At 63.5% G+C, this 26259-nt stretch carries 17 protein-coding genes; 7 read left to right on the top strand and 10 right to left on the bottom strand.

The window, feature by feature from the left end:
- The 3 genes from OKW20_RS08530 to OKW20_RS08520 all read left to right on the top strand — a co-directional run bounded on the left by OKW20_RS08530 (position 1) and on the right by OKW20_RS08520 (position 4212).
- Entirely contained in the window at positions 1–1749 is a 1749-nt protein-coding gene (locus tag OKW20_RS08530) for a glycerol-3-phosphate dehydrogenase/oxidase (RefSeq protein ID WP_429171491.1), read from the top strand.
- A complete protein-coding gene (locus tag OKW20_RS08525; RefSeq protein WP_429171489.1) occupies positions 1722–2564 on the top strand; it encodes a class I fructose-bisphosphate aldolase in 843 nt (280 codons plus the stop codon). The genes OKW20_RS08530 and OKW20_RS08525 overlap by 28 nt, the downstream gene beginning before the upstream one ends.
- A 118-nt stretch (positions 2565–2682) precedes the next feature.
- Entirely contained in the window at positions 2683–4212 is a 1530-nt protein-coding gene (locus OKW20_RS08520; RefSeq protein ID WP_429171487.1) for an FGGY-family carbohydrate kinase, read from the top strand.
- Between the two features lie 75 nt (positions 4213–4287).
- Here OKW20_RS08520 and OKW20_RS08515 read toward each other — a convergent pair whose 3' ends face one another.
- The 10 genes from OKW20_RS08515 to OKW20_RS08470 form a co-directional block, all read right to left on the bottom strand.
- The gene (locus OKW20_RS08515; protein ID WP_043622629.1) at positions 4288–4914 is read right to left on the bottom strand and encodes an outer membrane protein; all 627 of its coding nucleotides are present in this window, start codon (positions 4912–4914) and stop codon (positions 4288–4290) included.
- Positions 4915–5114: 200 nt separating this feature from the next.
- Entirely contained in the window at positions 5115–6452 is a 1338-nt protein-coding gene (locus tag OKW20_RS08510) for a sensor histidine kinase (RefSeq protein WP_429171485.1), read from the bottom strand.
- Positions 6449–7123, bottom strand: a complete 675-nt coding sequence (locus tag OKW20_RS08505) for a response regulator transcription factor (protein ID WP_429171483.1) — start codon at positions 7121–7123, stop codon at positions 6449–6451. The genes OKW20_RS08510 and OKW20_RS08505 overlap by 4 nt, the downstream gene beginning before the upstream one ends.
- A 259-nt stretch (positions 7124–7382) precedes the next feature.
- Positions 7383–8189, bottom strand: coding sequence for an FkbM family methyltransferase (locus tag OKW20_RS08500; protein WP_429171481.1), 807 nt, complete (start codon positions 8187–8189; stop codon positions 7383–7385).
- A gap of 351 nt (positions 8190–8540) precedes the next feature.
- On the bottom strand, positions 8541–10280 hold the full coding sequence (locus OKW20_RS08495) for a M14 family metallopeptidase (protein WP_429171479.1): 1740 nt from the start codon (positions 10278–10280) through the stop codon (positions 8541–8543).
- Entirely contained in the window at positions 10277–11131 is an 855-nt protein-coding gene (locus tag OKW20_RS08490) for an ABC transporter permease (protein ID WP_429115732.1), read from the bottom strand. Before OKW20_RS08490 ends, OKW20_RS08495 begins: the two co-directional genes overlap by 4 nt.
- A 4-nt stretch (positions 11132–11135) precedes the next feature.
- Complete coding sequence (locus tag OKW20_RS08485) at positions 11136–12059, bottom strand: ABC transporter permease (RefSeq protein ID WP_043622640.1); 924 nt, start codon at positions 12057–12059, stop codon at positions 11136–11138.
- 61 nt (positions 12060–12120) lie between these two features.
- Positions 12121–13608, bottom strand: coding sequence for an ABC transporter substrate-binding protein (locus tag OKW20_RS08480; RefSeq protein WP_429172298.1), 1488 nt, complete (start codon positions 13606–13608; stop codon positions 12121–12123).
- 90 nt (positions 13609–13698) lie between these two features.
- On the bottom strand, positions 13699–15531 hold the full coding sequence (locus tag OKW20_RS08475; RefSeq protein ID WP_429171477.1) for a dipeptide ABC transporter ATP-binding protein: 1833 nt from the start codon (positions 15529–15531) through the stop codon (positions 13699–13701).
- A gap of 13 nt (positions 15532–15544) precedes the next feature.
- On the bottom strand, positions 15545–16129 hold the full coding sequence (locus OKW20_RS08470) for a winged helix DNA-binding protein (RefSeq protein WP_043622645.1): 585 nt from the start codon (positions 16127–16129) through the stop codon (positions 15545–15547).
- Positions 16130–16250: 121 nt separating this feature from the next.
- Here OKW20_RS08470 and OKW20_RS08465 point away from each other — a divergent pair, with 121 nt between their 5' ends.
- The 4 genes from OKW20_RS08465 (at position 16251) to OKW20_RS08450 (ending at position 26228) form a co-directional block, all read left to right on the top strand.
- A complete protein-coding gene (locus OKW20_RS08465; protein ID WP_429171475.1) occupies positions 16251–19871 on the top strand; it encodes a hydantoinase B/oxoprolinase family protein in 3621 nt (1206 codons plus the stop codon).
- 292 nt (positions 19872–20163) lie between these two features.
- Positions 20164–22065 (top strand): methyl-accepting chemotaxis protein, encoded by a 1902-nt coding sequence (locus OKW20_RS08460; RefSeq protein WP_429171473.1) that lies wholly within the window; start codon positions 20164–20166, stop codon positions 22063–22065.
- 250 nt (positions 22066–22315) lie between these two features.
- The gene (locus OKW20_RS08455) at positions 22316–23275 is read left to right on the top strand and encodes a 3'-5' exonuclease (protein WP_429171471.1); all 960 of its coding nucleotides are present in this window, start codon (positions 22316–22318) and stop codon (positions 23273–23275) included.
- Between the two features lie 670 nt (positions 23276–23945).
- Positions 23946–26228, top strand: coding sequence for a TonB-dependent receptor (locus OKW20_RS08450; protein WP_429171469.1), 2283 nt, complete (start codon positions 23946–23948; stop codon positions 26226–26228).
- Positions 26229–26259: the final 31 nt, after the last annotated feature.

Here is a 26259-nt window from a genome sequence, read left to right as displayed (position 1 = left end):
ATGAACCGGGAAGAGATTTTCAACGGGCTCGCCAAGAGCCCGAAGGTGGACGTGTGCGTCCTCGGCGGCGGCATCAACGGCCTCAGCGTCTTTCGCGAACTGGCGCTGCAAGGGGTGAACGTGCTGCTCGTCGAGAAGTACGACTACTGTTCCGGCGCCAGTGCGGCACTGTCGCGCATGGTGCATGGCGGGCTTCGCTATCTCGAAAATGGCGAGTTCAGCCTGGTCCGGGAATCGCTGGTCGAGCGCGACCGGCTGCTGAAGAACGCGCCGCATTACGTGGCGCCGCTGCCGACCACCGTGCCGATCTTCGATATCTTCTCCGGGCTTGCCAATGGCGCGGTGCGCTTCCTGGGGCTTACCCGTCGGCCGAGCCGCCGCGGTGCCATCGCCGTCAAGATGGGCCTCGGCATCTACGATTTCCTGACGCGCAAGCGGGCGCTGATGCCCAAGCACGCCTTTCGCGGCCGGCGCGCCACGCTTGCCCGCTGGCCGGCGCTCAACCCTGATATCAAGAGTTCCGCCACCTATTACGACGCCTGGGTCAGCCAGCCGGAGCGTCTCGGCATCGAGCTCTTGAAGGACGGCCTTGCCGCCGGTTCTCACGCCCAGGCGTTGAACTACACGGAACTGACGCTGGCGGCATCCGGACGCTACGAACTGAAGGACGGTGTCACCGGCGCGGTCGCTGCGATCGAGCCCGGCCTCATCATCAACGCCACCGGCGGCTGGATCGACATCGCCAACGGCGCGCTGTTTCCCTCGACCTCAAAGCCGGCGCCGCTGATGGGCGGCACCAAGGGTTCGCATCTGATCATCGACAATGCCAAGCTCATGGCTGCGCTCGATGGCCACATGATCTACTACGAGAACGAGGATGGGCGGATCTGCATCCTCTTTCCCTATCTCGGCAAGGTGCTGGTGGGCTCGACGGACATTCGCGTCGATGATCCGGAAACCGTGCGCTGTGAAGTCGACGAGCGTGACTACATCCTGCAGTCGCTCGCCTTCGTCCTGCCCGATATCCGGATCCGGCCGGAAGAGGTGGTCTTCCAGTTTTCGGGTGTCCGGCCGCTGCCGGCAAGCCAGGACAGCTTTACCGGACGCATCCCGCGCGACCATTTCTGCACCTTCGTGGAGGTCGCCGACGGCGGCCCGCCGGTGCTCTGCATGATCGGCGGCAAATGGACGACATTCCGCTCCTTCGGCGAAATGGCGGCGGACCTCACCCTGGAACGGCTTGGACGGCAGCGCCGGGTGAGTACGGGCGAGCGCGCCATCGGTGGCGGGCAGCACTATCCCGCCGATCGCGACCGGTGGATCGATGGTGTTGCAGCAGCCACCGGGCTTTCGCGGGAGCGCTTGCGCGTGCTTTTTGTCCGCTATGGAACGGGCGCGCGCGATGTCGCCGATTTCATCGCTGGCGGTGCCGACCATGCCTTGCCGCACCCGGATTACTCCGCGCGTGAGCTGCAATATCTGATCCGCAGCGAAGCCGCTGAACACCTCGACGACCTTTTGCTGCGCCGCACGACGCTTGCAATCACCGGCGCGCTCTCGCTCGACATAGTGGACGCGGTGCTCGCTCTGCTCACCATCGAAAAGCAATGGTCGCCGCCACGTATCGCTGCCGAGCGTAAGCGATTTCTTACCCTTCTCGCCGAGCGCCATGGCGTCGACGAGGAAACCCTATCCGTACGGAACGAACAAAGGAGTGCATTATGCGAAACAACAGCAAGGTCCGGATGAACCGTCTGTTCGGCGGTGGACGTTGCCTCGACGTGGCGATCGACCACGGCGTCTGCAACGAACCGTCCTTCCTGAACGGGCTGGAAGACATGTCCGCCGTGGTCAAGGCCTTGGTTGCGGCCGCACCGGATGCGATCCAGATGAACTATGGCCAGTCGGATCTGTTGCAGGAGGTGCCGGGCAAGGACAAGCCGGCGCTGGTCATGCGCCTCGACATGGGCAATCCCTATAACCGCATCCGCCACCGGCACATGTGGGCCGTTCTGCAGAACGAAGCCGAACCGTTGATCGGCGCGCTGGCGATGGATGCGGCCTGCGTCGTCGTCAACCTGTTCATGCTGCCGGACGAGCCCGATCTCTTCCGCCAATGCGTCGCCAACATCTCGCGCGTGCGGGCCGATTGCGACAAGTACGGCATGCCGTTGATGATCGAGCCGCTGGTGATGCAGCCGGTCACCGAGCATGGCGGCTACATGGTCGATGGCGACGCCGAGAAGATCGTGACTTTGACCCGGCTTGCGCGCGAAATGGGTGCCGACATCGTCAAGGCGGATCCGACCACCAATGCCGAAGATTTCCACCGGGTCGTCGAGGCGGCGCGCTGCCCGGTTCTGGTGCGCGGCGGCGGCAAGGAGGATCTGCGCAACGTCTTTGACAAGTCGGCGGCCTTGATGCGCCAGGGCGCAATGGGCATGGTCTATGGGCGCAACATCTACCAGCACGCCAACCCGAGCGCCGTCGTGCGCGGCCTGATGGCGATCATCCATGAGGATGTCAGCGGCGAAGAAGCCTACGCGCTCTACCAGCGCGGTTGAAATCGCTCAACCGGAACCGCTTCATGAGCGATGCTCCGGGGCAAGAGGAACGCTGCCGCTGTGAGGACACCGGCGGCGTTCCGGCAAAGGAATTATGGACCTTGGGAGGGGTTCGACAATGGGTAAATATCTGCTCGGGATCGATGCCGGGAACACCGTAATCAAGACGGTACTTTTCGATCGCGACGGCAACGAGATCGCGATGGCTGCGGAAGAAGGACACAGCCACGTGCCGATGCCCGGCCACGTCGAGCGTGGGCTCGGCGAACTGTGGAGCCATGCCAAGGTGGTGATCCGCGCCTGCATCGAGCGCGCCGGCATCGATGCCAGCGAGATCGCCGCGATCGGTTGCGCCGGGCACGGCAACGGACTTTATGCGCTCGATCGAGACGGGGAACCGCTTGTCGGCATCCAGTCGCTCGATACGCGCGCCGCTGGCCTCGTCGAAGAGTGGCAGGCCGCAGGTGTCGGCGAGCGAACCTATCCGATCGCCGGACAGAAGCCCTGGCCATCCCAGACGCCGACCTTGCTTGCCTGGCTGAAGCGCCATCGGCCGGAGCAGTTTGCAAGGATCGGCACGGTATTTCTCTGCAAGGACTTCGTCGTCAATCGCCTGACCGGCGCGCGCGTCAGCGACGTCTCGGACATGAGCGGCGCGGGTCTGCTCGATGTTGCCGGTCGGCGCTACGATGCGGGATTGATGAAGGCCTATGGCCTCGGCGACGACATGGCGCTGCTCCCCGATCTCGCCGAAAGCGCCGATATCGTCGGACGCGTCACCGAAGAAGCGGCGGCGCAGACGGGTCTGGCTGCCGGCACACCCGTCGTCGGTGGGCTCTTCGACGTGGTCGCCTCGGCGATCGGTTCAGGCGTCACCCGCACCGGTGCGGCCTCGATCATCGCCGGCACCTGGAGCATCAACCAGGTGATCATCGATCAGCCGGATCTTTCGCGCCCGCTCTTCATGTCTTCGACCTTCGACCGTGAGCGCTACATGGCGATCGAGGCGAGTGCGACGTCTGCCGCCAATCTCGAATGGCTGGTGCGCGAACTCTTCCCGCATGACGGCAAGGACGGCCGGTCGCCCTTCGATCTCTGCTGCCAGTTGGCGGCCGAGATCACGCCGGCCGCGGATGATCCGCTTTATCATCCGTTCCTCTATGGCGCGCAGCAGGACGGCAACGCGCGCGCGGGCTTCTACGGCGTTGCCGGCTGGCACGGCAAGGGGCATCTGGTCCGCGCCGTGCTTGAAGGCGTCGCCTTCGGCCATCGCCAGCATATCGCGGCGTTGCGCGCCGCCGGCGCGCGCTTCGATGAAGCTGTGCTTTCGGGTGGCGGATCGCGCAGCCTGATCTGGCCGCAGATCTTCGCCGACGTGCTCGACGTGCCGGTCACGGTCGCCCGTTCGCGCGAGACCGGCGCACTCGGTGCGGCGATCACGGCAGGCGCCGGCATCGGCCTTTTCGCCGACATCTCCGCTGGTGCGGCGGCGATGGTCAAGACCGAGCGCCACTACCGGCCGAACCCGGCACTTGCCGCGCATTACGACAGGCGCTTTGCGCTTTACGGCGAGATCGCCGCCGCCCTGGCGCCGATCTGGCGTCGGCTGGCGACGCCCGAGCGATCGGCGCGGGAAGCGGCGGAGTGATCAGGGCAGGGGCATCGATCTGTCGGGGCGCTACGGGGAGGAACGTTGCAGCGCCGCCGCAAACCGTCTGACCCCTCAGAAACGCATGTTGATGCCGGCCTTGATGACGTGGCTGTTGATGTCCTTCTCGCTGGAGCCTGAGCTCGTGTGGGTGCGGACATCCGGCGTCGTGATGTAGTTGTATTCGAGCTTGGCGGAGAGGCCGCCGGCAAAGGCCTGCTCCACGCCGGCGCCGAGCAGATAGCCGCCCTTGAAGCCGACGTCGTTACGCACGTCGCCGCCCTTCTTGTAGCTGGTCATGGCATAGCCTGCTGTGCCGTAGACCAGCGTCTGGTCGAAGGTGAGACCCGCCTTCGCCTTGATCGCGCCGCGCCATTTCTCCTTGAGCTTGCCGCCATTGACCTTGTGCTCGGTGTCGCCGAGGTAGGAGCCTTCGATTTCCGCGCCGACGATGCCGGGGCCGGCCTGCATGTTGTAGCCGGCCTGGACGCCGAGTGCGACGCCGTTGCGGTCGGCGAACGGGTTGGGGCTGCCGGTAAAGCCAAGGCCGCCATGGGCACCGACATAGGCGCCGCTCCAGCTGAAGGCTGGCGGGTCCTGATAGGTGGGGGCGGAGAAATCAGCCGCCCGGGACGATTGTGCGCCGCAGAGGGCGAGGAGGGTAAGACCCGACCAGATGGAAAGCTTGCTGGACTGCCGCATTTTCTTGCTCCGTGCATAGGAAACGCGCCTTGGTGGCGCTTGCGTCCTCCCATGCGCGCTTCACCTTTGGGGCGAGATGGCCATGTTTGGACGGTACACCGCCTTTGTCGGCCTCGCGGATTGCATCAACATTGCGCAACTTGTCTAAGTTGCTGATTTTGTTGTTAGTTGTCTGTTAACCATAAGCCCCCGGACATGACCTAGCCGGTCGGCAAGGTGATCCGGAAGCAGGCGCCGCCGGCGGGATCGTCGACAACGGAGATATGGCCCTTGTGGCGGCCGATGATTTCGCTGACCAGATGCAGGCCGAGGCCGGCGCCATGGTCTCGCGGCTGCAGGCGGTGGAAGGGCTCGAAAATCCGCGCGCGTTCCCTTTCCGGAATGCCGGGGCCTTCGTCGGTAACCTCGATCACGCCGCCGCGCTCCACCCGGATCGTGATCAGGCCGCCGGCATGTTCGATGGCGTTGCGCACGAGATTGGTGACCGCCCGCTCGATGGCGCCGGTATCGCCGCGCACGATGACGCGCTCGATGCCCGGTGCAAAGGAAAGCTCGCAACCGGCCGAAAGCGCCAGCGGAGCAAGGTCGGCCGTCACGTCGCGGCAGAGCGATACCAGGTCGAGCGTGGAGAAATCCGTGCCGTCGCGATCGATGCGTTCGAGGTCGAGCAACTGTTCCGCAAGGCCGGCAATGCGATTGGAATCGATCAGTAGGCGGTTGCGGAGCGGGCCGGCCTCCATGCTTTCCAGGCGCGTATGCAGGATCGCAACCGGGGTCCGAAGCTCGTGCGCGGCATCGAGGATGAAGCGCTGGCGGCGCTCGTAGCCTTCATCGAGCCGCTGCAGCGCGCCGTTGAAGGCCTCGACGAGCGGCCGCACTTCGCCGGGAATGCGATGATCGGGCAGCCGAGCGCCGCGGCGGTCGACATCGATCGTCTTGGCCTGGTCGACCACCTCGGCGAGGCCCGCAAAGGCGCGCCTCACAATGATCGGAATTGCGAAGGCCGGGATCAGCACCACGATCAGGACGATCGGCAGCAGCAGCAGGTTGGCCAGGATGAACACGGCGAAGGACGCGCTCCAGAGCCGCCCGCCGCCGGCAAGCACCGTGTAGGTTCCGCTGTCCGTGGTTACCGAGCGCACGATCGACGAGAGGGTATAGGGCTCGATGCTGTCGCGCATATCGCCAAAGGCAATGCGGTCGAGGTGCTCGCCGATGCTGCGATAGGCGTCCGGCACGGGCCCGCTGCGGATCATCTCGCCGCGTTCGTTCCGCGCGACGAACCAGAAGTCGGGGGACTCGGCCCGCATGGCAAGCAGTTGCGGCGTCTCCACCAGCGTCAATCCACCGGCGGGATCCGGCCGGATTGCCCCGGCTGCGATCGATGCGGCATCGGCATCGAGGAACTTGCCGCCGAGATCGGCGCGCGTCAGCAAGGCCATGAAACCGGCGATGACCGCCATCAGCAGCAGCACCTGAAAGGTCAGGATCTGCCAGATCAGCCGTTTCTTCAGCGAGTTGGTGGCAACGTTTGTCATGGAGTGGGTCTCAGAAGGTAGCCGACGCCGCGGATGCTGTGAATTTCGACGCCGGCACCGGTTTCCGAGAGCTTCCGGCGCAACCGCGAAACATGCGCGTCGAGAGAGTTGGATTGGATTTCGTCGTCATAGCCATAGACGGATTCTTCCAGCGTCGAGCGCTGCACCGTGCGCCCCTGCCGGCGCGCCAATGCCTCCAGTACCAGGAGCTCCCGCCGCGGCAGGTCCAGCACCCGGCCGTCGACGCGGGCCTGTCTGCCTTCGAAATCGAAGATCAGCTGGCCGATGCGGGCGGTGATCGGTGCAATATCCGGCGAACGCCGCATCAGGGCACGGATGCGCGCCAGCAGTTCCTCCACGGCAAACGGCTTGGCGAGATAGTCGTCGGCGCCCATGTCGAGCCCCCGGACCCGTTCGTCGATGGCGCTGCGCGCCGTCAGCACGATCACCGGGATACCCGATCGCAGCGCGCGCACCCGAGGGATCAGCGACAGGCCGTCGCCGTCCGGCAGTTGCCGGTCGAGGATGATGCCGTCGTGAACCTGGTTGGCCAGGGCCGCCATTGCATGGTCCATCGACGGTGCATGGTCGAGGATCATGTCATAGCGGCTAAGTGCGGCGCTGAGCGCGGCCGCCATTTCCAGCTCATCCTCGACAAGGAGCAGGCGCATTGAATATCTCCGAATCCGATAGGCGTGTCTCGTTCACGTCTGGTGGACGAGGATTGCAACAACGTTGCGGCCTTTCCTGCCTTTTTAGCGGCGAGGGCGGGAGCCCGGCAATGCAGCGCGGGTGATGCTTACCGTGTTCGGATGGGACGGAGAGAATTCCCGCGCATTCGCGGAGCGGCGATCGGAAGAGGGCCAGTAAAGTAGCCTTGCGCGGCAGCGCCGTGTGGGCTGCCGCGCGAGACCGTTCATCAAAGCGTGATCAGCGCGATTTGGCCTTGAACAGCGCGGTCACGCGCTGCGGGTTCCAGTCGACGGCCTCGAAGCCCGCATCGATCAGGATGTTGAAGACGGGAACCAGAGTGCTCTCCTTGTTGACGCCCTTTTCAAAGCCGCAGTCGACCGTGACATAGGCGGTCGACTTCAGCATTTCGCGTGCGCCGGTCAAAATCTCAGGCTCGGCGCCTTCGGCTTCGATCTTCAGGATGGCGATCTTCTTCAAGCCGACCTCGGCGGCGAAGCTGTCGAGGCTGCGCACCTTGATCTTGAATTGATCGACGTATTCATCGGTTTCGAACAGCGAGCCATCGGCGGTCGAAGGTTTCGAATAGAAGGTCAGTTCGCCATCATGCGACCAGAGCCCAAAGCGGTTCGTCCCTCGCGCGCCGTCGAAATTATTGAGATCGCAGCAATCGGCCTCGAGGTTCTCGGGCTCGAAGGCGTGGTACTCCAGCCCCTTGCTGCGGCTAAAGCTGCCGAGTTCGCCCACATTCGCGCCGCAATCGATGAAGGCCCCTTCAAGCGGTTCGGTGATGTGGTGCAGCAGGTATGAGCGCGTCAGTTGGGCCATGCGCGCATCGATGCCGCGCTTGTAGAGCCAAAGCCGATCGCGGCGGCAGATATGCAGTTCGTTTTTGCCATCCGTCAGCGTCATGATGGCGTCGTTGTCGTTCATCGCGATGCGATGCTTGTGACCCTTCAATGCACTCGTGCTGTTTGCCAGTCTGACGAACTGACGGTTGGAGATCCCCTCAATCAATGATTGTTGAGCGCTTTTCAGCAGCTTCATCTAAATTTCGCCCCCGCGATATAATGATGTCGTGTTGCCCCGAGATCAGATGGGAAATATCCCAATGATCCCATAGGATTGCCCTCTCAGGCATTCCTGTAGGCCCGTCAACGGGGAGTGTGACGGTTTTCCTACCCATGATTGCATTTTTACCCAGGAAAATCGCTGGCTATCGCTTTTTCCGCGGCAGTGTTGACACCACTGCCCCCGGCGCGTCGCCGCCGCTATGAAGCAAGGCCGAGCGACCGCAGGTGCGTGCGCGATCAGGGAGAGGTTTGGGAGCCAAGGATGTGCCGCTGCGCAAGGGCACGCAGCGGCACGGACCGGTCATAGGCCGGTCGATGGTGGCGGTCAGGCGATGGCCATGATCCGCTGGAATGCGTCATAGGCCGCGAGCACCGTTTCCTTCTGCGCCTCGTGGCCGGCGATGAAGGCATCGCCGTAGATGGTCTCGTCGGGATACTCGGTGATCAGCGTCAGCGGCGCCGTATGGCGGTCGTCGACCGAGATCATGCAGGGGAAGCCGTTGATGATCCGGAAGCCGGTTTCGCCGGCATGGGTCTCGTAAAGTGCGATCTGGGCGTCGTTATAGGCGATGAGGCCCGGAACGGCGGCGAGCCGCTCGGTGACGTCTGCGATCAGCTGTTCGGCGCGCGCTTCCCATTCGGCGTGGTGACGCATGATCAGGAAGAAGCCCTTGGGCAGGGTCCACATGGCAAAGCCGCGCGGCACGTAGCCCGAAAGCGGCCGCGTCCATTCATGCGACGGGTAGCCGTGCAGGTTGACGTGCAGCTGCGCGCCCGTCAGCCGCTCGGCTTCCTTGCGGATCTCGCGCTCGTTGAGTGCGGCACCCGTGCGATATTCGAGATCGTCGCCGAGGGCGGTGTATCGGGCGGCATGGTGCATGTGCAGCGGGTTGTCGACGCGCAGTCGCTGATGCACGGCATAGCCGTCGGGGTTTTCGAGCGGCGAGATGGTGAAGTGGGTGCCGGCACGTGTGGCGAGCGCCTGCGCGGCGCGGAGCACGCCGACGATGCCGGTCGTCTCGTTCGGGTGCTGACCGCCGCTGATCATCACAGCGGCGTCGGTTCCCTTGTGGTAGCGAGCCTTGACCGGCCGGCCGGCACGCGACTTGGCCTCGAAGGGCTCGCCGTCGATCGCGGCGAGTTCGGCGTGGATCTGCGCCACCGCCAGCGGTGCCTCGGCGGTATTAAGCGGCAGGGTTTCGCCGTCGACATCGGTCGCCTGCAGCGGCCGGGCCTTGACGGCGACCGTTGGCTTGCCGACGCCGAAGACGATCTCCGGCACGATCTGGCCCGGCTTCAGGCCGCGGTCGCCGAGCGGACGTCCGGATTTCTTCTGGAAGACTTCGAGCAGCGAGAAATAGAAGTCCTCGTGCAGCGCCTCGCGAAGGCTGATGACCTCTTCGCCGACCGGCAGGCGGAAGTCGGTGATCGGCAGGGTCGCGCGGATGTTGAGCTCTTCGAAATAGGGCTCGCTGTCGCCCCAGGCATGATCGGCGATCGCCTGCATCGTACCGGCAAACAACCGCTCGTAATCGGTCTCGAGGTGGCACTCGCGATGTTTGTCGCAGCCCTCGTCGAGGCGGATCCAGCCCGTCGGCGACAGCAGTGTTTCGCCGATGAAGTCGGTGTGGATGCGGTTCGGGGCAAAGACCGCGTGGCTCTCCTTCCGTCCGTCACGGAAGGTCAGTGCGACATCGTAGGTGAAAGCCTTGGCGCTACCGGCCGCAAAGTGGATCTCGGCATCGCCGAGGAGGGCTGCGAGCGGATAGGCCTCGAGCAGGAAGCGGTTCTGTGGCGCACCTTCATGCTGGGGATAGCGGACGATGACGTTCGCGAGGGCTGCGCGATCCACTTCTTCCAGGAAGAAATGCAGCAGCGGCTTGTAGGCGCTCCTGAGCGCCGCCTTGACGCCAAAGCTTGCGAGCTTCTGTTCGGCCGCCTTGCGGCTCGCGGCATCGTCGAACAACCAGGCTTCGAGCTTGGTGCCGCGGGCGGCTTCCTTGCCGTAGGTGGTCAGGAGCGTGTCGAGCGTGCGCTCGAAGGCGCCTTCGAAAATCGTCGTCATCGTGAGGTTCTACCGGTTGGGTCGAGGCTGTCGCGCAGCCAGTCGCCGAGAAGATTGAGGCCGAGAACGGTCAAGAGGATCGCAAGGCCCGGGAAGACGCTGACCCACCAGGCGTTCTGCAGGTAGGTACGGCCGTCGGCGAGCATGCCGCCCCAGCTCGGGATCAGCGGATCGACGCCGAGGCCGAGGAAGGTGAGGCTGCTTTCGAGCAGGATGTTGTTGGCGACGTTGAGCGTCATCAGGACGATCACCGGGCCGACCAGGTTCGGCAGCAGGTGCTGGAACAGGATCTTGTAGTCGCGCACGCCGATGGCGCGAGCCGACTGGATGAACTCGCGCTCGCGCAGCGACAGCACCGAGCCGCGCACGAGTCGCGCATATTGCACCCATTGCGAGACGATCAGCAGGATGATGGTGTTGCCGAGCCCGCCGCCGACGATGGCGATGAAGGTGATCGCGAGCAGAATGAAGGGGAGCGCGAGCTGAACGTCGGCAAAGCGCATGACGATCATGTCCCAGAAGCCGCGATAGTAGCCCGAGACGAGCCCCATGACCACGCCGACGACGACGGCGCCGGCAACCGAGGTCAGGCCGACGAGCAGTGAGATCTTGCCGCCGGCAACGACCCGGGCAAGCACGTCACGACCGAGCGGGTCGGTTCCGAGCGGATGCGCCCAGTTGACGAAGGGTGGCGTCAGCCGCGCCATCAGGTCGATCTTGTCGACGCCGCCGGGAAAGAGCACGCCGGAGAAAAGAACGGCGAGGCAGATGCCGCCGGTGAGCAACGCACCGAGGATGAATTCGAGATTGCGGAAACGGGCGAAGCGGGAGTTTGCAGCCTTTGACGTCATCGGCTCACTCCGTCCGGATGCGCGGGTCGACGAGGCCATAGGCGATGTCGACCAGAAGATTGACGAACACGATCATCAGCGAAAGCACCGTGATGACCGCCTGAAGCACGGGGTAGTCGCGGGAAGCGACCGCATCGAAGGCCAGCGTGCCCATGCCCGGCCAGTTGAAGACGAGTTCGACGACGACGATGCCGCCAAGCAGGCCGCCGAACTGCAGGCCGAAATAGGTGATCAGCGGGATCGCGCAGTTACGAAGCGCGTGCTTGTAGAGCACCTTGCTTTCGCTGAGGCCCTTGGCGCGCGCGACCATGATGTATTGCGACTGCAAGGTTTCCAGCATCGCGGTGCGCACCAGGCGCACATTGGTTGCCGTCAGGATGATGCCCATGGTCAGCGCCGGCATGATGAAGCTTGCAAAACCGTCCATGCCGCTCGGCGGCAGCCATTTGAGGACGATCGAGAACAGCAACACCAGCATGATCGCCAGCCAGAAGTTCGGGAAGGAAAGCCCGATCAGCGACAGAATGCGGATCGTCTGGTCGGCCCATTTGCCGCGGGCGACGGCGGCGCGAATGCCGAGCGGAATGGAAATTGCGATCGAGACGATCAGCGAGGCGAAGGCGAGCAGCATGGTCGCCGGCAACGCAGAGGCGATCAGCTGCGAAACAGGCGTTCCGCCCATGAAGGAGCGGCCGAAATCGAGCCTGAACATGCCCGTGATGAAATCGGCATATTGCGCCAGGAAAGGCTGGTTGAGGCCGAGGCCCTCGCGGATGCGCACGAGGTCGGCCTCGGTGACGCTGCCCGCACCCTGCGCCAGCATCAGCGCCGGGTCGCCGGTGAACCGGATGGCATAGGAGACGGTCAGTGTCACGACGAACACCACGAAAACCGCCTGCAGAAAACGTTTGATCAGAAATCCGGCCAAGTGACCCGCCCTTTAAGGAAAATGGTCCGCCGCCCCGAAGCGGCGGCGGACCGCACTGTTTTTACTCGACCGTCACATCCGTCAGCCGCAGGCGGCTGTCCGGCACCGGCACGAAATTCTTGACGCGCTTGCTCACGCCGAAGATGGCGTTGAGGTTGTAAAGCGGCATCTCGAGCGAGCGGTCGGCGGCGTAGTTGGCGATCTGCTTGAGGATTTCCTCGCGCTTCGCCTGATCGGTGATCGAACGCTGCGACTCGAGCAGCTTGTCGAGTTCCGCGTCCTTGTCGTAGGGGTTCCACTTTTCGCCGGAGTGGTACATCGAGTAGGCGGTGTTGTCATAGTCGAGCGTCCAGCCGCCCCAGGACTGCTGGAACATCGCGCCGGTCTTGCCGGCCGGGATGATGTCGTTCAACAGAACGTTGGTCTCGTACGGCTTGATCGTGGCGTTGATGCCGATCAGCTGCAGGTAGCTTGCGGTTGCCTGCACGACCTCGTTGAAGGTCGCGTCGTTGCCGCGGACGTCGATCTGTACGGAGGCACCCGGTGCAACACCGGCTTCCTTCAGCAGCGCCTTTGCCTGTTCCGGATCGTAGGGAAGCGGCTTCATCGCCGGGTCGAAGCCGAAGGAGAGCTTGCCCTGGAAGCTGGCGATCGGGTCCGCCTGGCCGGCGAGGATCGACTGGATGATGGTGTCGCGGTCGACGCCGAGGATCAGCGCCTTGCGGACCTTCGGATCCTTGGTGATGCCGTCGCGGGTGTTGAAGCGCAGCGCGTAGACCGTCGGGCCGGCGCTGGAGACGATCTCCAGATTGCTGTCGCCCTGGATCGTCGGGATCATGCCGATCGGAATGGTCGGCGGGATGACGAGATCGACGCGGCCGGCCTGCAGCTCGGCAACGGCGGTCGCCGGCTCCGAAATGAAGCGGTAGTTGAGGTTGGAAAGCTTCGGCGCGCCGCCCCAATGGTCGGCGAAGGCTTCGAGCTTGATGCCGACCTTCGGCTCGTAGGAGACGAACTTGAACGGGCCGGTACCGACAGGATGGGCGTTGAAGTAGTCTTCGCCCTTCTCCTTTATGTACTTCGGCGGCACGATCATCGCGCCGTAGCCGGCGAGCTTGGTGAGAAGCACCGGATCCGGGGACTTGAGAACGAGGTCGACCGTCTTTTCGTCGACGATCTCGACCTTTTCGATCACGGCATAGTTGGACTTCTGCGGGCCCTTGGAGCCTTCTTCGCCGAGCAGGCGGTCGAAGGTGAACTTCACCGCTTCCGCGTTGAAGGGCTCGCCGTTGTGGAACTTGACGCCTTCACGCAGCGTGAAGCGCAGGCGCTTGCCGCCGTCGAGTTCTTCCCATGCGGTGGCAAGGCCGGGCACGAGCTTCAGGTCCGGGCCGCGATAGGTCAGGCCGTCATAGATGTTGGTGGCGACCGACGCCCAGTTGACGAGGAAGGTGTCGACCGGGTCCCAGCTTCCCGGATCCTGCGGTGAAGACACCGTCAGCGTGCCCGCGGCAAAGGCCGGGGCTGCGGTCATGAAACTGCCCGCCATCGCAAGTGCGATGAAAGCGGCGTGGATCCCCTTTTTGTTGATCATTTACTCACTCCTGTTTCGACAGCCTTCTTGAGAAGAGAAAGCGGCTCACGCACCCTTGGCCACAAAATGGCCAGGGGCGATTTCTTTGCGCGGCAGCACCGCGGGTTCGTCGCCGACACGGCGGATCGGGCTCGGGATTTCGCCCTCCAGCATGGCGCGCTCGCGGCCCTTGCCGGGCTCTGCGACGGGCACAGCGGAAAGCAGCCGGCGCGTATAGGGATGACCGGGCGTTTCGAATACCTGCTGGCGGCTGCCGAATTCCATGACCTGGCCGAGGTAGAGCACGGCCACGCGGTGGCTCATGCGTTCGACGACCGCCATGTCATGGCTGATGAACAGATAGGCAAGGCCTTCCTGCTCCTGCAGCTCCATGAACAGGTTGATGATTTGCGCCTGGATGGAAACGTCGAGGGCCGACAGCGCCTCGTCGGCGATGATCAGCTTGGGGCGGGAGGCAAGCGCCCGGGCAATGCAGACGCGCTGGCGCTGGCCGCCGGAGAATTCGTGCGGATAGCGCTTGGCGTGAGCTGGCGTCAGTCCGACGCGCTCCAGCAATTCATGCACGCGCTTTTCGATGTCCTTTTCACCGAGGATCAGGCCGTGGGTGCGGATGGGTTCGGCGATCGAGAAGCCCACGGTCTTGCGCGGATCGAGCGAGGCGAAGGGATCCTGGAAGATGTACTGGATTTCCTGCTTCAGCCGCTGCCGCTCGGCATAGCTCATGGCCGAGACCGGGCGACCGCCAAAGAGGATCTCGCCCGAGGTTGCGTTCTGCAGTTGCTGGATCGTGCGGCCGATCGTCGACTTGCCCGAGCCGCTTTCGCCGACAAGCGCCAGCGTTTCGCCCGGGAAGATGTCGAAGTTGACATTCTCGATCGCATGCACGCGGTGCGTCGCCTTGCCGAAGAGGTTCTTGCGCACGTCGAAGCGGGTGACGAGGTCGCGCACCGAAAGGATCGGTGCTGCGTCGTAGCGGGCGGTACGCTGGATATGGGTTTCGCCGACACGCTTCGGCTCGCCGTCCACCATCATGGTCAGCGGCAGGCGCTTAGGGAATTCCTCGCCGGTCATGCTGCCGAGCTTCGGCACGGCGGAAAGCAGCGTCTGGGTATAGGGATGCTTGGGGCTTGCGAAGATCTCGTCGACCGGGCCTTCCTCGACCTTGCGGCCCTTCCACATAACGACGACGTCGTCGGCCATTTCGGCGACGACACCCATGTCATGGGTGATGAAGATCACCGCCATGCCGAGTTCTTTCTGCAGGTCGCGGATGATCGTCAGGATCTGCGCCTGGATCGTCACGTCGAGCGCCGTCGTCGGCTCGTCGGCGATCAGCAATTTCGGCCGGCAGGCAAGCGCCATGGCGATCATGACCCGCTGACGCATGCCGCCCGAGAGCTGATGCGGATAACGGCCAATCAGTTCGGCGCTGTCAGGAAGGCGGACCATGTCGAGCAGGCGGCGCGTCTCGACGAGCGCTTCGGCCTTGGTCATCTTCTCGTGCAGCATCAGCACTTCGGCGACCTGGTCGCCGATGGTGAAGACCGGGTTCAGCGACGTCATCGGCTCCTGGAAGATCATGGCGATCTCCTTGCCGCGGATGGCACGCATGGTCTTTTGCGGCGCGGCCGTCAGGTCGATCTCGCCGTCCTTGCCGCGGAAAAGGATGCGGCCTGAAGGAAACTGGCCGCCCATCATGTCGGCGAGCCGCATGATCGACAGCGACGTCACCGATTTGCCGGAGCCGGATTCGCCGACGATTGCCAACGTGCGGCCCGGTGTTACCGTGAAGCTCAGGTCTTCGACGACGGGATTGCCGTTGAAGGCGACGGAAAGCTTCTCAACGGCGAGCAGGGGCGCAGGCTTTTCGACGGTCACGCGGTCTTCCTTGTTACAATGTGGTCGCGGCGCGCGCGGACTGTTCATAGGCGCCCGACATGAAACGCAGGACGGCGGCGATCTCGGAAAGCGTCTCTTCGGAAGGACGCGCCTTGGCGGTGGAGGAAACCAGCAGCCGCTCGCGGATCTTTGCGTAGCGCGTGCAGGCGTCCGAGCCCTTGTCGGTGATGAGGATGGTCTTTTCCTTGCCTTCCTTGCCCGTCGTCACCAGGCCGGCGGCTTCGAGCTTGCGGATGGCATAGGTCGCGACATGGGTGTCTTCGATGTCGAGTACGAGACAGATGTCGGCGAGCTTCTTGCCGCGATCGCGATGACGGATCGTGTGCAGGATCAGGATTTCGATGGGGGAGAGACCGGGAACGCCGGCAGCCGCCATGCAGCGCATCATCCAGCGGTGAAAGGCATGCGACGCGAGAATCAACCCGTATTCGACCTCGGAGAGGCCGGGAGAGCCGCCTTCAGCCAGGTGCGCGGAGGAAACGATCGGGCCGATGGCCGCGACCGGCTTTAGATGTTCGGGCAGGGCATTTTCGGCCCATTCCCTTCCTTCGAAGCTATCCTCCGACTTCTTCGTCATTCAGCTCTTCCTCATCTTGACGATTTTATGTCATCATTTTATCGACATTTTGTCAACGAACTGCTTTGATGAATTTCCGGGCTTGCACAATGAAGCGGCTCGCGAATGAGAGGGATGGACAATGAGCGCACGCGAAACCGGCAGCTGGGACTTCTGGATCGACCGCGGCGGCACCTTCACCGATGTCATCGGTCGCGATCCGCAAGGGAACTTGCATGCGCGCAAGGTGCTTTCGGAAAATCCCGAGGCCTACCGCGACGCGGCCGTGCAGGGCATCCGCCTGCATCTGGGCCTTGCGACCGGTGCGCCGATCCCGACCGGTCTCATCGGCGAAGTGCGCATGGGCACGACGGTCGCCACCAATGCGCTGCTCGAGCGCAAGGGTGAACCCTTGGCGCTGGTGACGACGAAGGGTTTCCGCGACGCGCTGAAGATCGGCTACCAGGAACGCAAGAAGATCTTCGCGACCGAAATCATCAAGCCGGAAGCGCTCTACCAGGACATCGTCGAACTCGACCAGCGGGTGCTCGCCGACGGCACGATCGAGCAGCCGCTCGACGAAGCAAAGGCACGCCTTGCCCTCGAAGACCTGAAGGGCAAGGGCTACAAGGCCGTCGCCATCGTCTTCATGCATGCCTACAAATACCCGGAGCATGAGGCGGCCGTTGCCCGCATTGCCCGCGAACTCGGCTTCGAGCAGGTCTCGGTCAGCCACGAGGTTTCGCCGCTGATCAAATATGTCGGCCGCGGCGACACCACCGTCATCGACGCCTATCTTTCCCCGGTCCTGCGCCGCTACGTCGCTCAAGTCTCGGGCGAGCTCGACATTGCCCGCACTGGCGCGCGCGTCATGTTCATGATGTCGTCGGGTGGCCTGACGGCAGCGGAGATGTTCCAGGGCAAGGACGCCATTCTCTCCGGCCCCGCCGGCGGTGTCGTCGGCCTAGCCAAGACCGGTGAAGCCGCGGGCTTTGATCGCGTCATCGGCTTCGACATGGGGGGCACCTCCACCGACGTCGCCCATTTCGACGGCGAATATGAGCGTGCGTTCGAGACCGAGGTCGCCGGCGTGCGTGTCCGCGCGCCGATGATGCTGATCCACACGGTTGCCGCCGGCGGCGGTTCGATCCTGCACTTCGACGGCGAGCGTTTCCGCGTCGGCCCGGACTCGGCCGGCGCCAACCCGGGCCCCGCCTGCTACCGCAACGGCGGCCCGCTTGCTGTCACCGATGCCAATGTCATGCTCGGCAAGCTGATGCCGGATTTCTTCCCGGCGCTCTTCGGACCGAACCAGGACGAGCGCCTCGATGTCGAGACCGTCCGCGGCCGCTTTGCCGCCATGGCCTCCGAGATCGGCGATGGCCGGAGCCCCGAGGACGTGGCCGATGGCTTCATCCGCATCGCCGTTGCCAACATGGTCGAGGCGATCAAGAAGATTTCCGTGCAGCGCGGCTATGACGTGACGCGCTATGCGTTGAGTTGCTTCGGCGGCGCCGGCGGCCAGCACGCCTGCCTCGTTGCCGACCAACTCGGCATGAAGAGCATTCTCGTGCATCCGATGTCCGGCCTGCTCTCGGCCTACGGCATGGGCCTTGCCGATATCCGCTCGACCCGCCAGAAGGCGCTCGGCGTCGCGCTCGACGACCAGGCGCCGGCAGCGCTCAGCACGCTCGGCGCCGAGCTGGAAGTCGACTGCCTCGGCGAACTGGAAGCCCAAGGAATTGCCCGCGACGAGATCCGCACCCATCTGCGCGCCCATATCCGCTATGCCGGCACTGATACGGTGCTCGCCGTCGACGCGACCTTCCCGGCGCATGACGACATCGCCCGCCTGCGCGCCGAGTTCGAAGAGCTGCACAAGCGCCGCTTCGGCTTCGTCGCCGACAACAAGGCGCTGGTGATCGACGCCGTCGAAGTCGAGACGGTCGGCGGCGGTGCGGCCCAGATGGAGCGCGAAGGCGCATCCGTCACGTCAGGCGCACCAGACGTTTCACGTCGCACCCAGTTCTATTCTCAAGGCCAGTTCCACGATGCGCCGGTCCTGCTGCGCGCCGAGCTGAGCCCCGGCCAGCGGCTCGACGGTCCGGCGATCATCATCGAACCGAACCAGACCGTCGTCGTCGAGGACGGCTGGCAGGCGGAACTGACCGCCAAGGACCATATCGTGCTTCGCCGCGTGAAGGTACTGCAGCAGCAAAGCGCGATCGGCACCCATGCCGATCCGGTCATGCTGGAGATCTTCAACAACCTGTTCATGTCGATCGCCGAGCAGATGGGCGTGACGCTGCAGAACACCGCCTATTCGGTCAACATCAAGGAGCGGCTCGATTTCTCCTGCGCCGTCTTCGACAACCGCGGCAATCTCGTCGCCAATGCCCCTCACATGCCGGTGCATCTCGGCTCCATGGACGCCTCGGTCGCAACTGCGATCCGCGAAAACCCGGTCATCCATCCGGGCGACGTGTTCCTGATCAACGCGCCCTATAACGGCGGTACGCACCTGCCTGACCTCACCGTCTGCACGCCAGTCTTCGACGATGCCGGACGAGAGATCCGCTTCTGGGTCGCCAGCCGCGGCCATCATGCCGATATCGGCGGCATCTCGCCGGGCTCGATGTCGCCGCTTGCCACCAATATCGAGGAGGAAGGCGTCTATATCGACAACTTCAAGCTCATCGATGCCGGCCGCTTCTGCGAAGCGGAGCTCGAAGCGCTTCTGAACGGTGCACGTTATCCGGTGCGCAACATCCTGCAGAACGTCAACGACCTGAAGGCGCAAGTTGCGGCCAACGAAAAGGGCGTCGCCGAACTGAAGAAGATGATCGCCCAGTTCGGCGAGGATGTGGTCGAAGCCTATATGGGCCACGTCCAGGACAATGCCGCCGAAAGCGTGCGCCGCGTGCTCGACCAGTTGCCCGATGGTGAGTTCTCCTACGAGATGGACCAGGGCTGCAGCATCGTGGTCAAGATCACCGTCGACCGCGACAAGCGCGAGGCGACGGTCGATTTCACCGGCACGTCGGAACAGCGCGGCGACAACTTCAATGCGCCTGCGCCCGTGACGCGCGCGGCGGTGCTCTATGTCTTCCGCGTGCTGGTCGAGGCCGACATTCCGATGAACGCCGGTTGCCTGCGGCCGATCCATATCGTCATCCCCGAGGGAACGATGCTGACGCCGCGCTATCCGGCAGCGGTCGTTGCCGGCAACGTCGAGGTCAGCCAGGCCGTGACGAACTGCCTGTTCGGCGCCGTCCAGAGCCAGGCGGGCGCGCAAGGGACGATGAACAACCTGACCTTCGGCAACGACAACTATCAGTATTACGAGACGATCTGCTCCGGCGCGCCGGCCGGTCCTGGCTACAACGGTGCCGATGCGGTCCACACGCACATGACCAACTCGCGTCTTACCGATCCGGAAATTCTCGAAACCCGCTTCCCGGTGGTACTCGAAGACTTCCACATTCGCGTCGGTTCCGGTGGCCGCGGCCAGTGGCACGCCGGAAACGGCACGAAGCGCACGATCCGCGCCCGCGAAAAGCTCGACTTTGCGATCCTCTCCGGCCATCGCCGCGTCGCGCCCTTCGGCATCAAGGGCGGCAGCCCGGGTGAACTCGGCCGCAACATCGTTCGCCGCAATGACGGCCGGACGGAGGAGCTGTCGGGCTGCGCCCACACGGTGCTCGAGGCGGGCGAAGCCTTTACCGTGGTGACGCCCACCGGCGGCGGCTACGGCCGGTCATAAGCCGGAAAGACTGAAATCTCCCAAGACTGCTGCGGTGGTCTGCGGGCGGGCGAGCGATCGTCCGCCCGTTTTTCGTTCTGGGATATGCGCCATTTCTTTTGCTGCATATGCGAAAAGACGTGATCGCTTTTTTAACTCGAATTTAAATTCGAAATTACTAAGTGCTCATTGGTCAGTGCGCGCCCGACCTCCTCCCTCGACGGCGCTTGCAAACATCCGGTCCTCCTCCCGCCGGTTTGGCTGACCATGTCCCTCCCAACAGCGCGATCGCGACATCCAAGGAGTCACGGCAGTGACGTTCAAGAACCTCTCGATTTTGACCAAGGTCGGCCTCGTGGTCGTGGTCATGGGCATTTCCTCCATTCTGATTGCGCTCGCCGGAGCGCGTGGTCTTTCCTCGCTCGGTGCGACGATCGTCGATGTCGGCGCCCGTGAGGAAGCAGCGCGCGAGGCGATGGACCTGCGCGTCGACATCATTGCCGTCAGCCGCATGACCTACCAGCTCGCCGCCGCGCCTGAGAACGCTGCCGACTTTGGCGCGGAAACCGAAAAGCGTGCCGAAGAAATGCTCGGTCGCCTGACCAAGATCGAGGCCGTCGCGGACGATGCCGAAGACAAGCTGCTGAACGACATTCGCCTGACGCTCAACAGCTACTTCGACGAGATCCGCGCCATGGTTGCCGTTGCCGCCGAAAAGGGCGGCGATGCCGGCGCTGTCAAGGCCGCACTCGACAAGGCGCTCGAAGCCCAAAAGACGGTGACGGCAACGGTCAAGACCTACAGCACCTATTCCGGCGATGCGCTGGCTGCTGCCCGTGAAGAGGCGCTCAACTCCTCGTCCGTGGCCATGACGATCCTTGCCGCCGCCGCGGCGCTTTGCGTTCTCTTCGGCGTCGGCGTCAGCCTCGTCGTTGCCCGCCGCGGCATCGTCATGCCGGTCCGTGACCTGACCTCGACCATGAGCGAACTTGCCGACGGAAAACTGGATGGAGATGCGACGGACGTTTCCCGCCAGGACGAGATCGGCGAGATGGCCCGCGCCGTTGAAGTTTTCCGCAAGAACGGCATCGCCATGCGTGCGATGAAGGCGCAGGAAGCCGCACTCCATGCCCGCAGCAGCGACCTGCAGTCCAATATCAGCGTTGTGGTCGCCTCGGCCGTTGCCGGCGATTTCACCGGCCGCATCAACAAGGACTACGAAAACGACGACCTCAACCGCTTTGCCTCGAGCGTCAACGAGCTGGTGTCGAGCGTCGACCAGACGGTCAACGAAGTTCGCCGCGTCATTGCAGCCCTTGCCGATGCCGACCTGACGCAGACGATGCGCGGCGAATTCCACGGTGCCTTTGCCGAGCTGCAGGTGAACGTCAACCAGACGATGGTGACGTTGCGCTCGACCATGCAGAACGTGCGCAGTGCCGCCAGCACCATCAACGACAATTCCGCCGAGCTGAGCTCGGCTGCCAATGATCTTTCCAAGCGCACGGAACAGCAGGCGGCTGCGCTTGAAGAGACCGCTGCGGCACTCGACGAGATCACCTCGACCGTGCGCACGGCCTCCGAGCGGGCGAACGAGGCGCATGAGATGGTGCGCGCCACCAAGGAAAGTGCCGGCCGGTCCGGCGCGATCGTGCGCAGCGCGGTGGACGCGATGGGCCGCATCGAGGATTCGTCGAACCGCATCAACCAGATCATCTCGGTCATCGACGAGATCGCCTTCCAGACGAACCTGCTGGCGCTCAATGCCGGCGTCGAAGCGGCACGCGCCGGCGAAGCCGGCCGTGGTTTTGCCGTCGTCGCCCAGGAAGTGCGTGAACTCGCCCAGCGTTCGGCCAATGCGGCCAAGGAGATCAAGACGCTGATCCACAGCTCGGCATCGGAAGTCGAAACCGGCGTTTCGCTGGTGCGCTCCACCGGCGAAGCGCTGCTGGAGATCGAGACGCTGGTCAACAATGTCAGCGGCCACGTCAACACGATCGCAACTGCTGCCCGTGAGCAGGCGACTGCGCTGCAGGAGATCAACACCTCGGTCAACCACATGGACCAGATGACCCAGCAGAACGCGGCGATGGTCGAAGAGACCACGGCGGCCAGCGGCACGCTCGCCGAAGAAAGCCGTCAGTTGCGCACGATGTTGGCGAAGTTCAAGCTGGAAGGTACAGCGGCACGCGAAAGCTGGAGCCGCGCGGCCTGATCGAGCGGCGCAATCGCCACGACTTTACGTGACATTCTCGCTGCGGCGGCACTGTCGTTTCTGCACCCCCGTGTTGGCGGGGGCAGGGACGACGGTGCCGCCGCTGCCTATTGAAGGGGCAGTTTCCCCATCTTTTGCCCCTGAAAAACCAGGCACTCCTGCGCCTTCTTCCTGATTTTCTGGGAAGCATGCCCGTTAGCGGCTATTCTGGAGCGCACGCGTGTGAGTCGTTAATGTGCGGGACAACCGAATGACGCAGCAGTTCGACCTCTTTGCTTCGAGCGAGGCCACCTCCAAAAAGGCAGGCGGTGGCTCAGCGGTCAAAAGGGCATCGCTGAACGAGGAAGACATGGTCCGTCACCTTCAGGCGACGGGTCGTTATCGCCTGTTGCAGCGGCTCGTGCCGCGTTCCGTGGTGCCCGTCGCTCGTCCCGGCTTTCCGCTGCATGGCGTTATCCTCGATACTGAAACCACCGGGCTCAACCATCGCAAGGATGAGATCATCGAGATCGGGCTGGTCGCCTTTACCTTCGATGAGAAGGGGAACCTCGGCGATGTGACCGGCGTTTTCGGCGGCTTGCGCCAGCCGGCCAACCCGATCCCCGCGGAAATCACCCGCCTGACCGGCATCACCAACGAGATGGTTGCGGGAAAGTCGATCGACCTCGACGAGGTGCGGACGCTGATGGAAAAGGCAGACCTTGTCATCGCCCACAATGCCGGCTTCGACCGGCCCTTCTGCGAGGCCTTCTCGCCCGTTTTCGCAGGAAAAGCATGGGCCTGTTCCGTCTCCGAGGTCGATTGGTCCTCTCGCGGTTTCGAAGGCACGAAACTCGGCTACCTGATCGGGCAGGCCGGTTACTTCCACGACGGCCATCGGGCGGTCGACGACTGTTTCGCTCTGCTCGAAGTCCTTGCCAAGGACGGCGGCTCCGGCGAAACACCCTTTTCCGAGCTTTACCAGGCGAGCCAGCGATCGCGCGTGCGCATTTTTGCGGAAAACAGCCCGTTCGACATGAAGGATCACCTGAAAGCCCGCGGCTACCGCTGGTCTGACGGAAGCGACGGGCGCCCGAAAGCCTGGTGGGTCGAGGTCGCCGAAACCGCACTGGAAGACGAACTCGGCTATCTCCGCTCGGAGATCTATCGCTGGAAGGAAGCCGATCCGCCGATCAAGCGCTTGACCGCTTTCGATCGCTTCCGCGCCTGACAGGCGAGCGAGCCGCTCCGGTGGACTGAGCGGCCCTTCAGCGGATATGGGCGTCGCTCGATAAGGGTATGCTTTTCCACCGACCTTCGGATGGCCCGGTTTCCGATCGGCCGGCCGGCGTTGGAGTGGGTTGTGCCGTGTCCGGCGCGAGGCAATCGACCCGCCAGGCCCGATTACCCGTCATTCCGCATCCGGCAGGCAACGTGCGATTTACCGTTAACCGCTGAATTCACGCACAAAAAGCGTGGACGCCCGGCCGAATCCGACTATACGTGCACAGACTTGACTTAGAAATTCAAGTTTTATGCCGTTGTTATAGTTGATGTTTCAATGCCGATGTTCGCAATGTCGCCCAGTTTTGAGACTGTTCCCAACCATGGGACGCCCCGCGATCGCCGATACTTTGTCTGGCTGCGGGCCTGCATCGGCGTAACCGCACGCGCAGTGACCGAAGGACCGGTCACGCACCCGCTTTGCCGAAGCGAGCTGCTGCGCACGAGACCCGTCTGTCGGTCGAAATAGCCGCAACTGAACGCAATGTCTGGGGCTCGCCCTGCACCGTTTTTCAACGGGCAAGGCGCGTGCGTCGCGTTTTGAGCGGCGGCTGGGTTCGGCCGGCGACCGTGGCGGATACGGAATTCACGTTAATCGAAGTTACAGGGGTAAGAGAATGGCAAGGGGCAGGTTCAATTCGGTTTCGCGTCGGCGAGGCAAAGTCGTTCTGGCGGGTGTGTCGCTGCTGGCGATGTCCGCCGTAGCGACGTCGGCGCAGGAGGCGCGCAAGACCAACCGGGTCGAAAGCCCGGCCCAGGCTGAACGGAGTTCGGGCGGCGCGACGCAACTGGCCCCCATCGTGGCCGTCGGGCAAACGGGCGGCCAGCCGCCTGAGACCGGCACCATCGGCCAGCCTTCGGCGCCCTATGCGGGCGGTCAGATGGCGACCGGCGCACGGCTCGGCGCGCTCGGCAACCGTCCTGTCAAGGAAACGCCGTTCAGCATCACAAGCTATACGGACAAGCTGATCCGCGACCAGCAGGCGCGAACGATCGCCGACATCACGCTCAACGATCCGTCCGTGCGCATGGATGCGCCGGCATTCAGCGAGCGCGATTCCTTCTTCATTCGCGGCTTCTCGGTCACCAATCTGGATACGGCCTTTGACGGCCTCTTCTACATTACGAATCCGCGCCGCAGCCCGCTTGAGGGCATCGAGCGGGTCGAAGTCCTGAAGGGCCCGAGCGCGCTGGTCAACGGTGGCGTCGGCCGCGTCGGCGGCACCATCAACCTCGTGCCCAAGCGCGCCACCGACGAGCCGCTGACGCGGCTGACGACGACCTATATGTCGGACTCGCAACTGTGGTCGCACCTCGATGTCGGTCGCCGTTTCGGACCCGAGGGCGAATGGGGCGTCCGTTTCAACGGATCCTATCGCGGCGGCGACACGGCGCTTGATCACAACGAGAACGAGATCGGCGTGCTGTCGCTCGGCCTCGACTATCGCGGCGAACGGGTACGTGCCTCGCTCGACATCAACCACTCCAAGCAGAACATCAATGCGCCGGCCTCGCTGTTCAACGCGGCAGCGCCGGGCATCAAGATCCCGGAAGCGCCGGACGGCCGGATCAACACATCCAACCCGTTCGAATACCACGACAGCGAGCACAACATGGCCGCTGGTCGCATCGAATTCGACGTGTTGGATAACACCACTGTTTATGCCGCCGGCGGCATCAGCCGCTACCGCGAGGACTTCCTGAGCACCTCCTACACCATTCAAAATCCCAACGGTGATGCACTGGCCGAATTCGGCTACAACCCGCAGGAGATCCGAGGTGTCTCGGGGGAAATCGGCCTTCGGTCTGAGTTCGATACGGGTCCCGTCGGTCACCAACTGAACGTTTCCGTGAGCCGGGCGCTCAACGAGAACAACCGCGGCTACTTCCATCCCGGTCGGCTCGGCTTCAGAAGCTATATGACGAATATCTACAACCCGATCTATGTGCCGAGCGATTGGGTCAATACGGGCGGACTTCCGCGCTCGAACGACCTACATGCATTTTCTGACCTGCTCGCGACCAGCGTTGCAATCTCCGATACGCTTTCGTTCGCCGAGGATCGGTTCCAGCTGACGGTCGGCGGGCGCTATCAGGAAATGCGTGTGCGGGGCTACAATACGCGTCCCGGTGCCGTGCCGCTTGGTCAGCAGACCTACTACTACGAAGAATCCCGGTTCAGTCCTGCCGTCGCCGCTCTCTTCAACGTTTCCGACAGCCTCTCTGTCTATGCCAACTATGTGGAAGCCCTGACCGAAGGGCCGTCAGCGCCGTCCACCGCTGTGAACAGCAACCAGATATTCCCTCCGGTCGTCAGTAAGCAGAAGGAAATCGGCCTCAAGTACGATCTCGGCGAGGTGATGCTGGGCGCAGCGCTGTTCGAGATCAGACAGCCCAACGGTCTGACGACCGGCGGCGTTTTCGCCGTCGACGGCCTGCAGGTCAACCGTGGTCTCGAGCTCTCGGCCTACGGCGAACCGGTTGATGGTGTTCGTCTGCTCGGCGGCGTCACGTTCATGGACGCCAAGCTCGATAAGGCAGAAAACTCGCGGACAGGGGAACGGTTCGATGGCAATCGTGTTCCCGGCGTTCCGGATGTCGCGGTCAGCCTCTACGGCGAGTATGACACGCCCTGGGTCGAGAACCTGACGCTGACGGGCCGCCTCGTCTACACCGGCAGCACCTACTACGACCAGAAAAACACGCAGAAGGTTTCGGACTGGACGCGGGTCGATCTCGGCGCGCGCTATTCCTTCGAGCGCGAAGGCGGCAAGCCGGTGGAAGTGCGCGCGACGGTGCAGAACGTCTTCGACGAGAACTATTGGGCCTCGTCGGCTCGTGGCTTCCTCGCCGCCGGCGCGCCGCGCACCTTCATGGTGTCGACCGCATTTGAATTCTGAGCCAGCGGAACTTCAGTCACAAAAAGAAACG

It is taken from the genome of Ensifer sp. LBL (assembly GCF_050435225.1).
Classification (GTDB): Bacteria; Pseudomonadota; Alphaproteobacteria; order Rhizobiales; family Rhizobiaceae; genus Ensifer.
The sequence above is the reverse complement of the archived record's forward strand: the minus strand, read 5'-3'. Positions and strand labels throughout refer to the sequence as shown.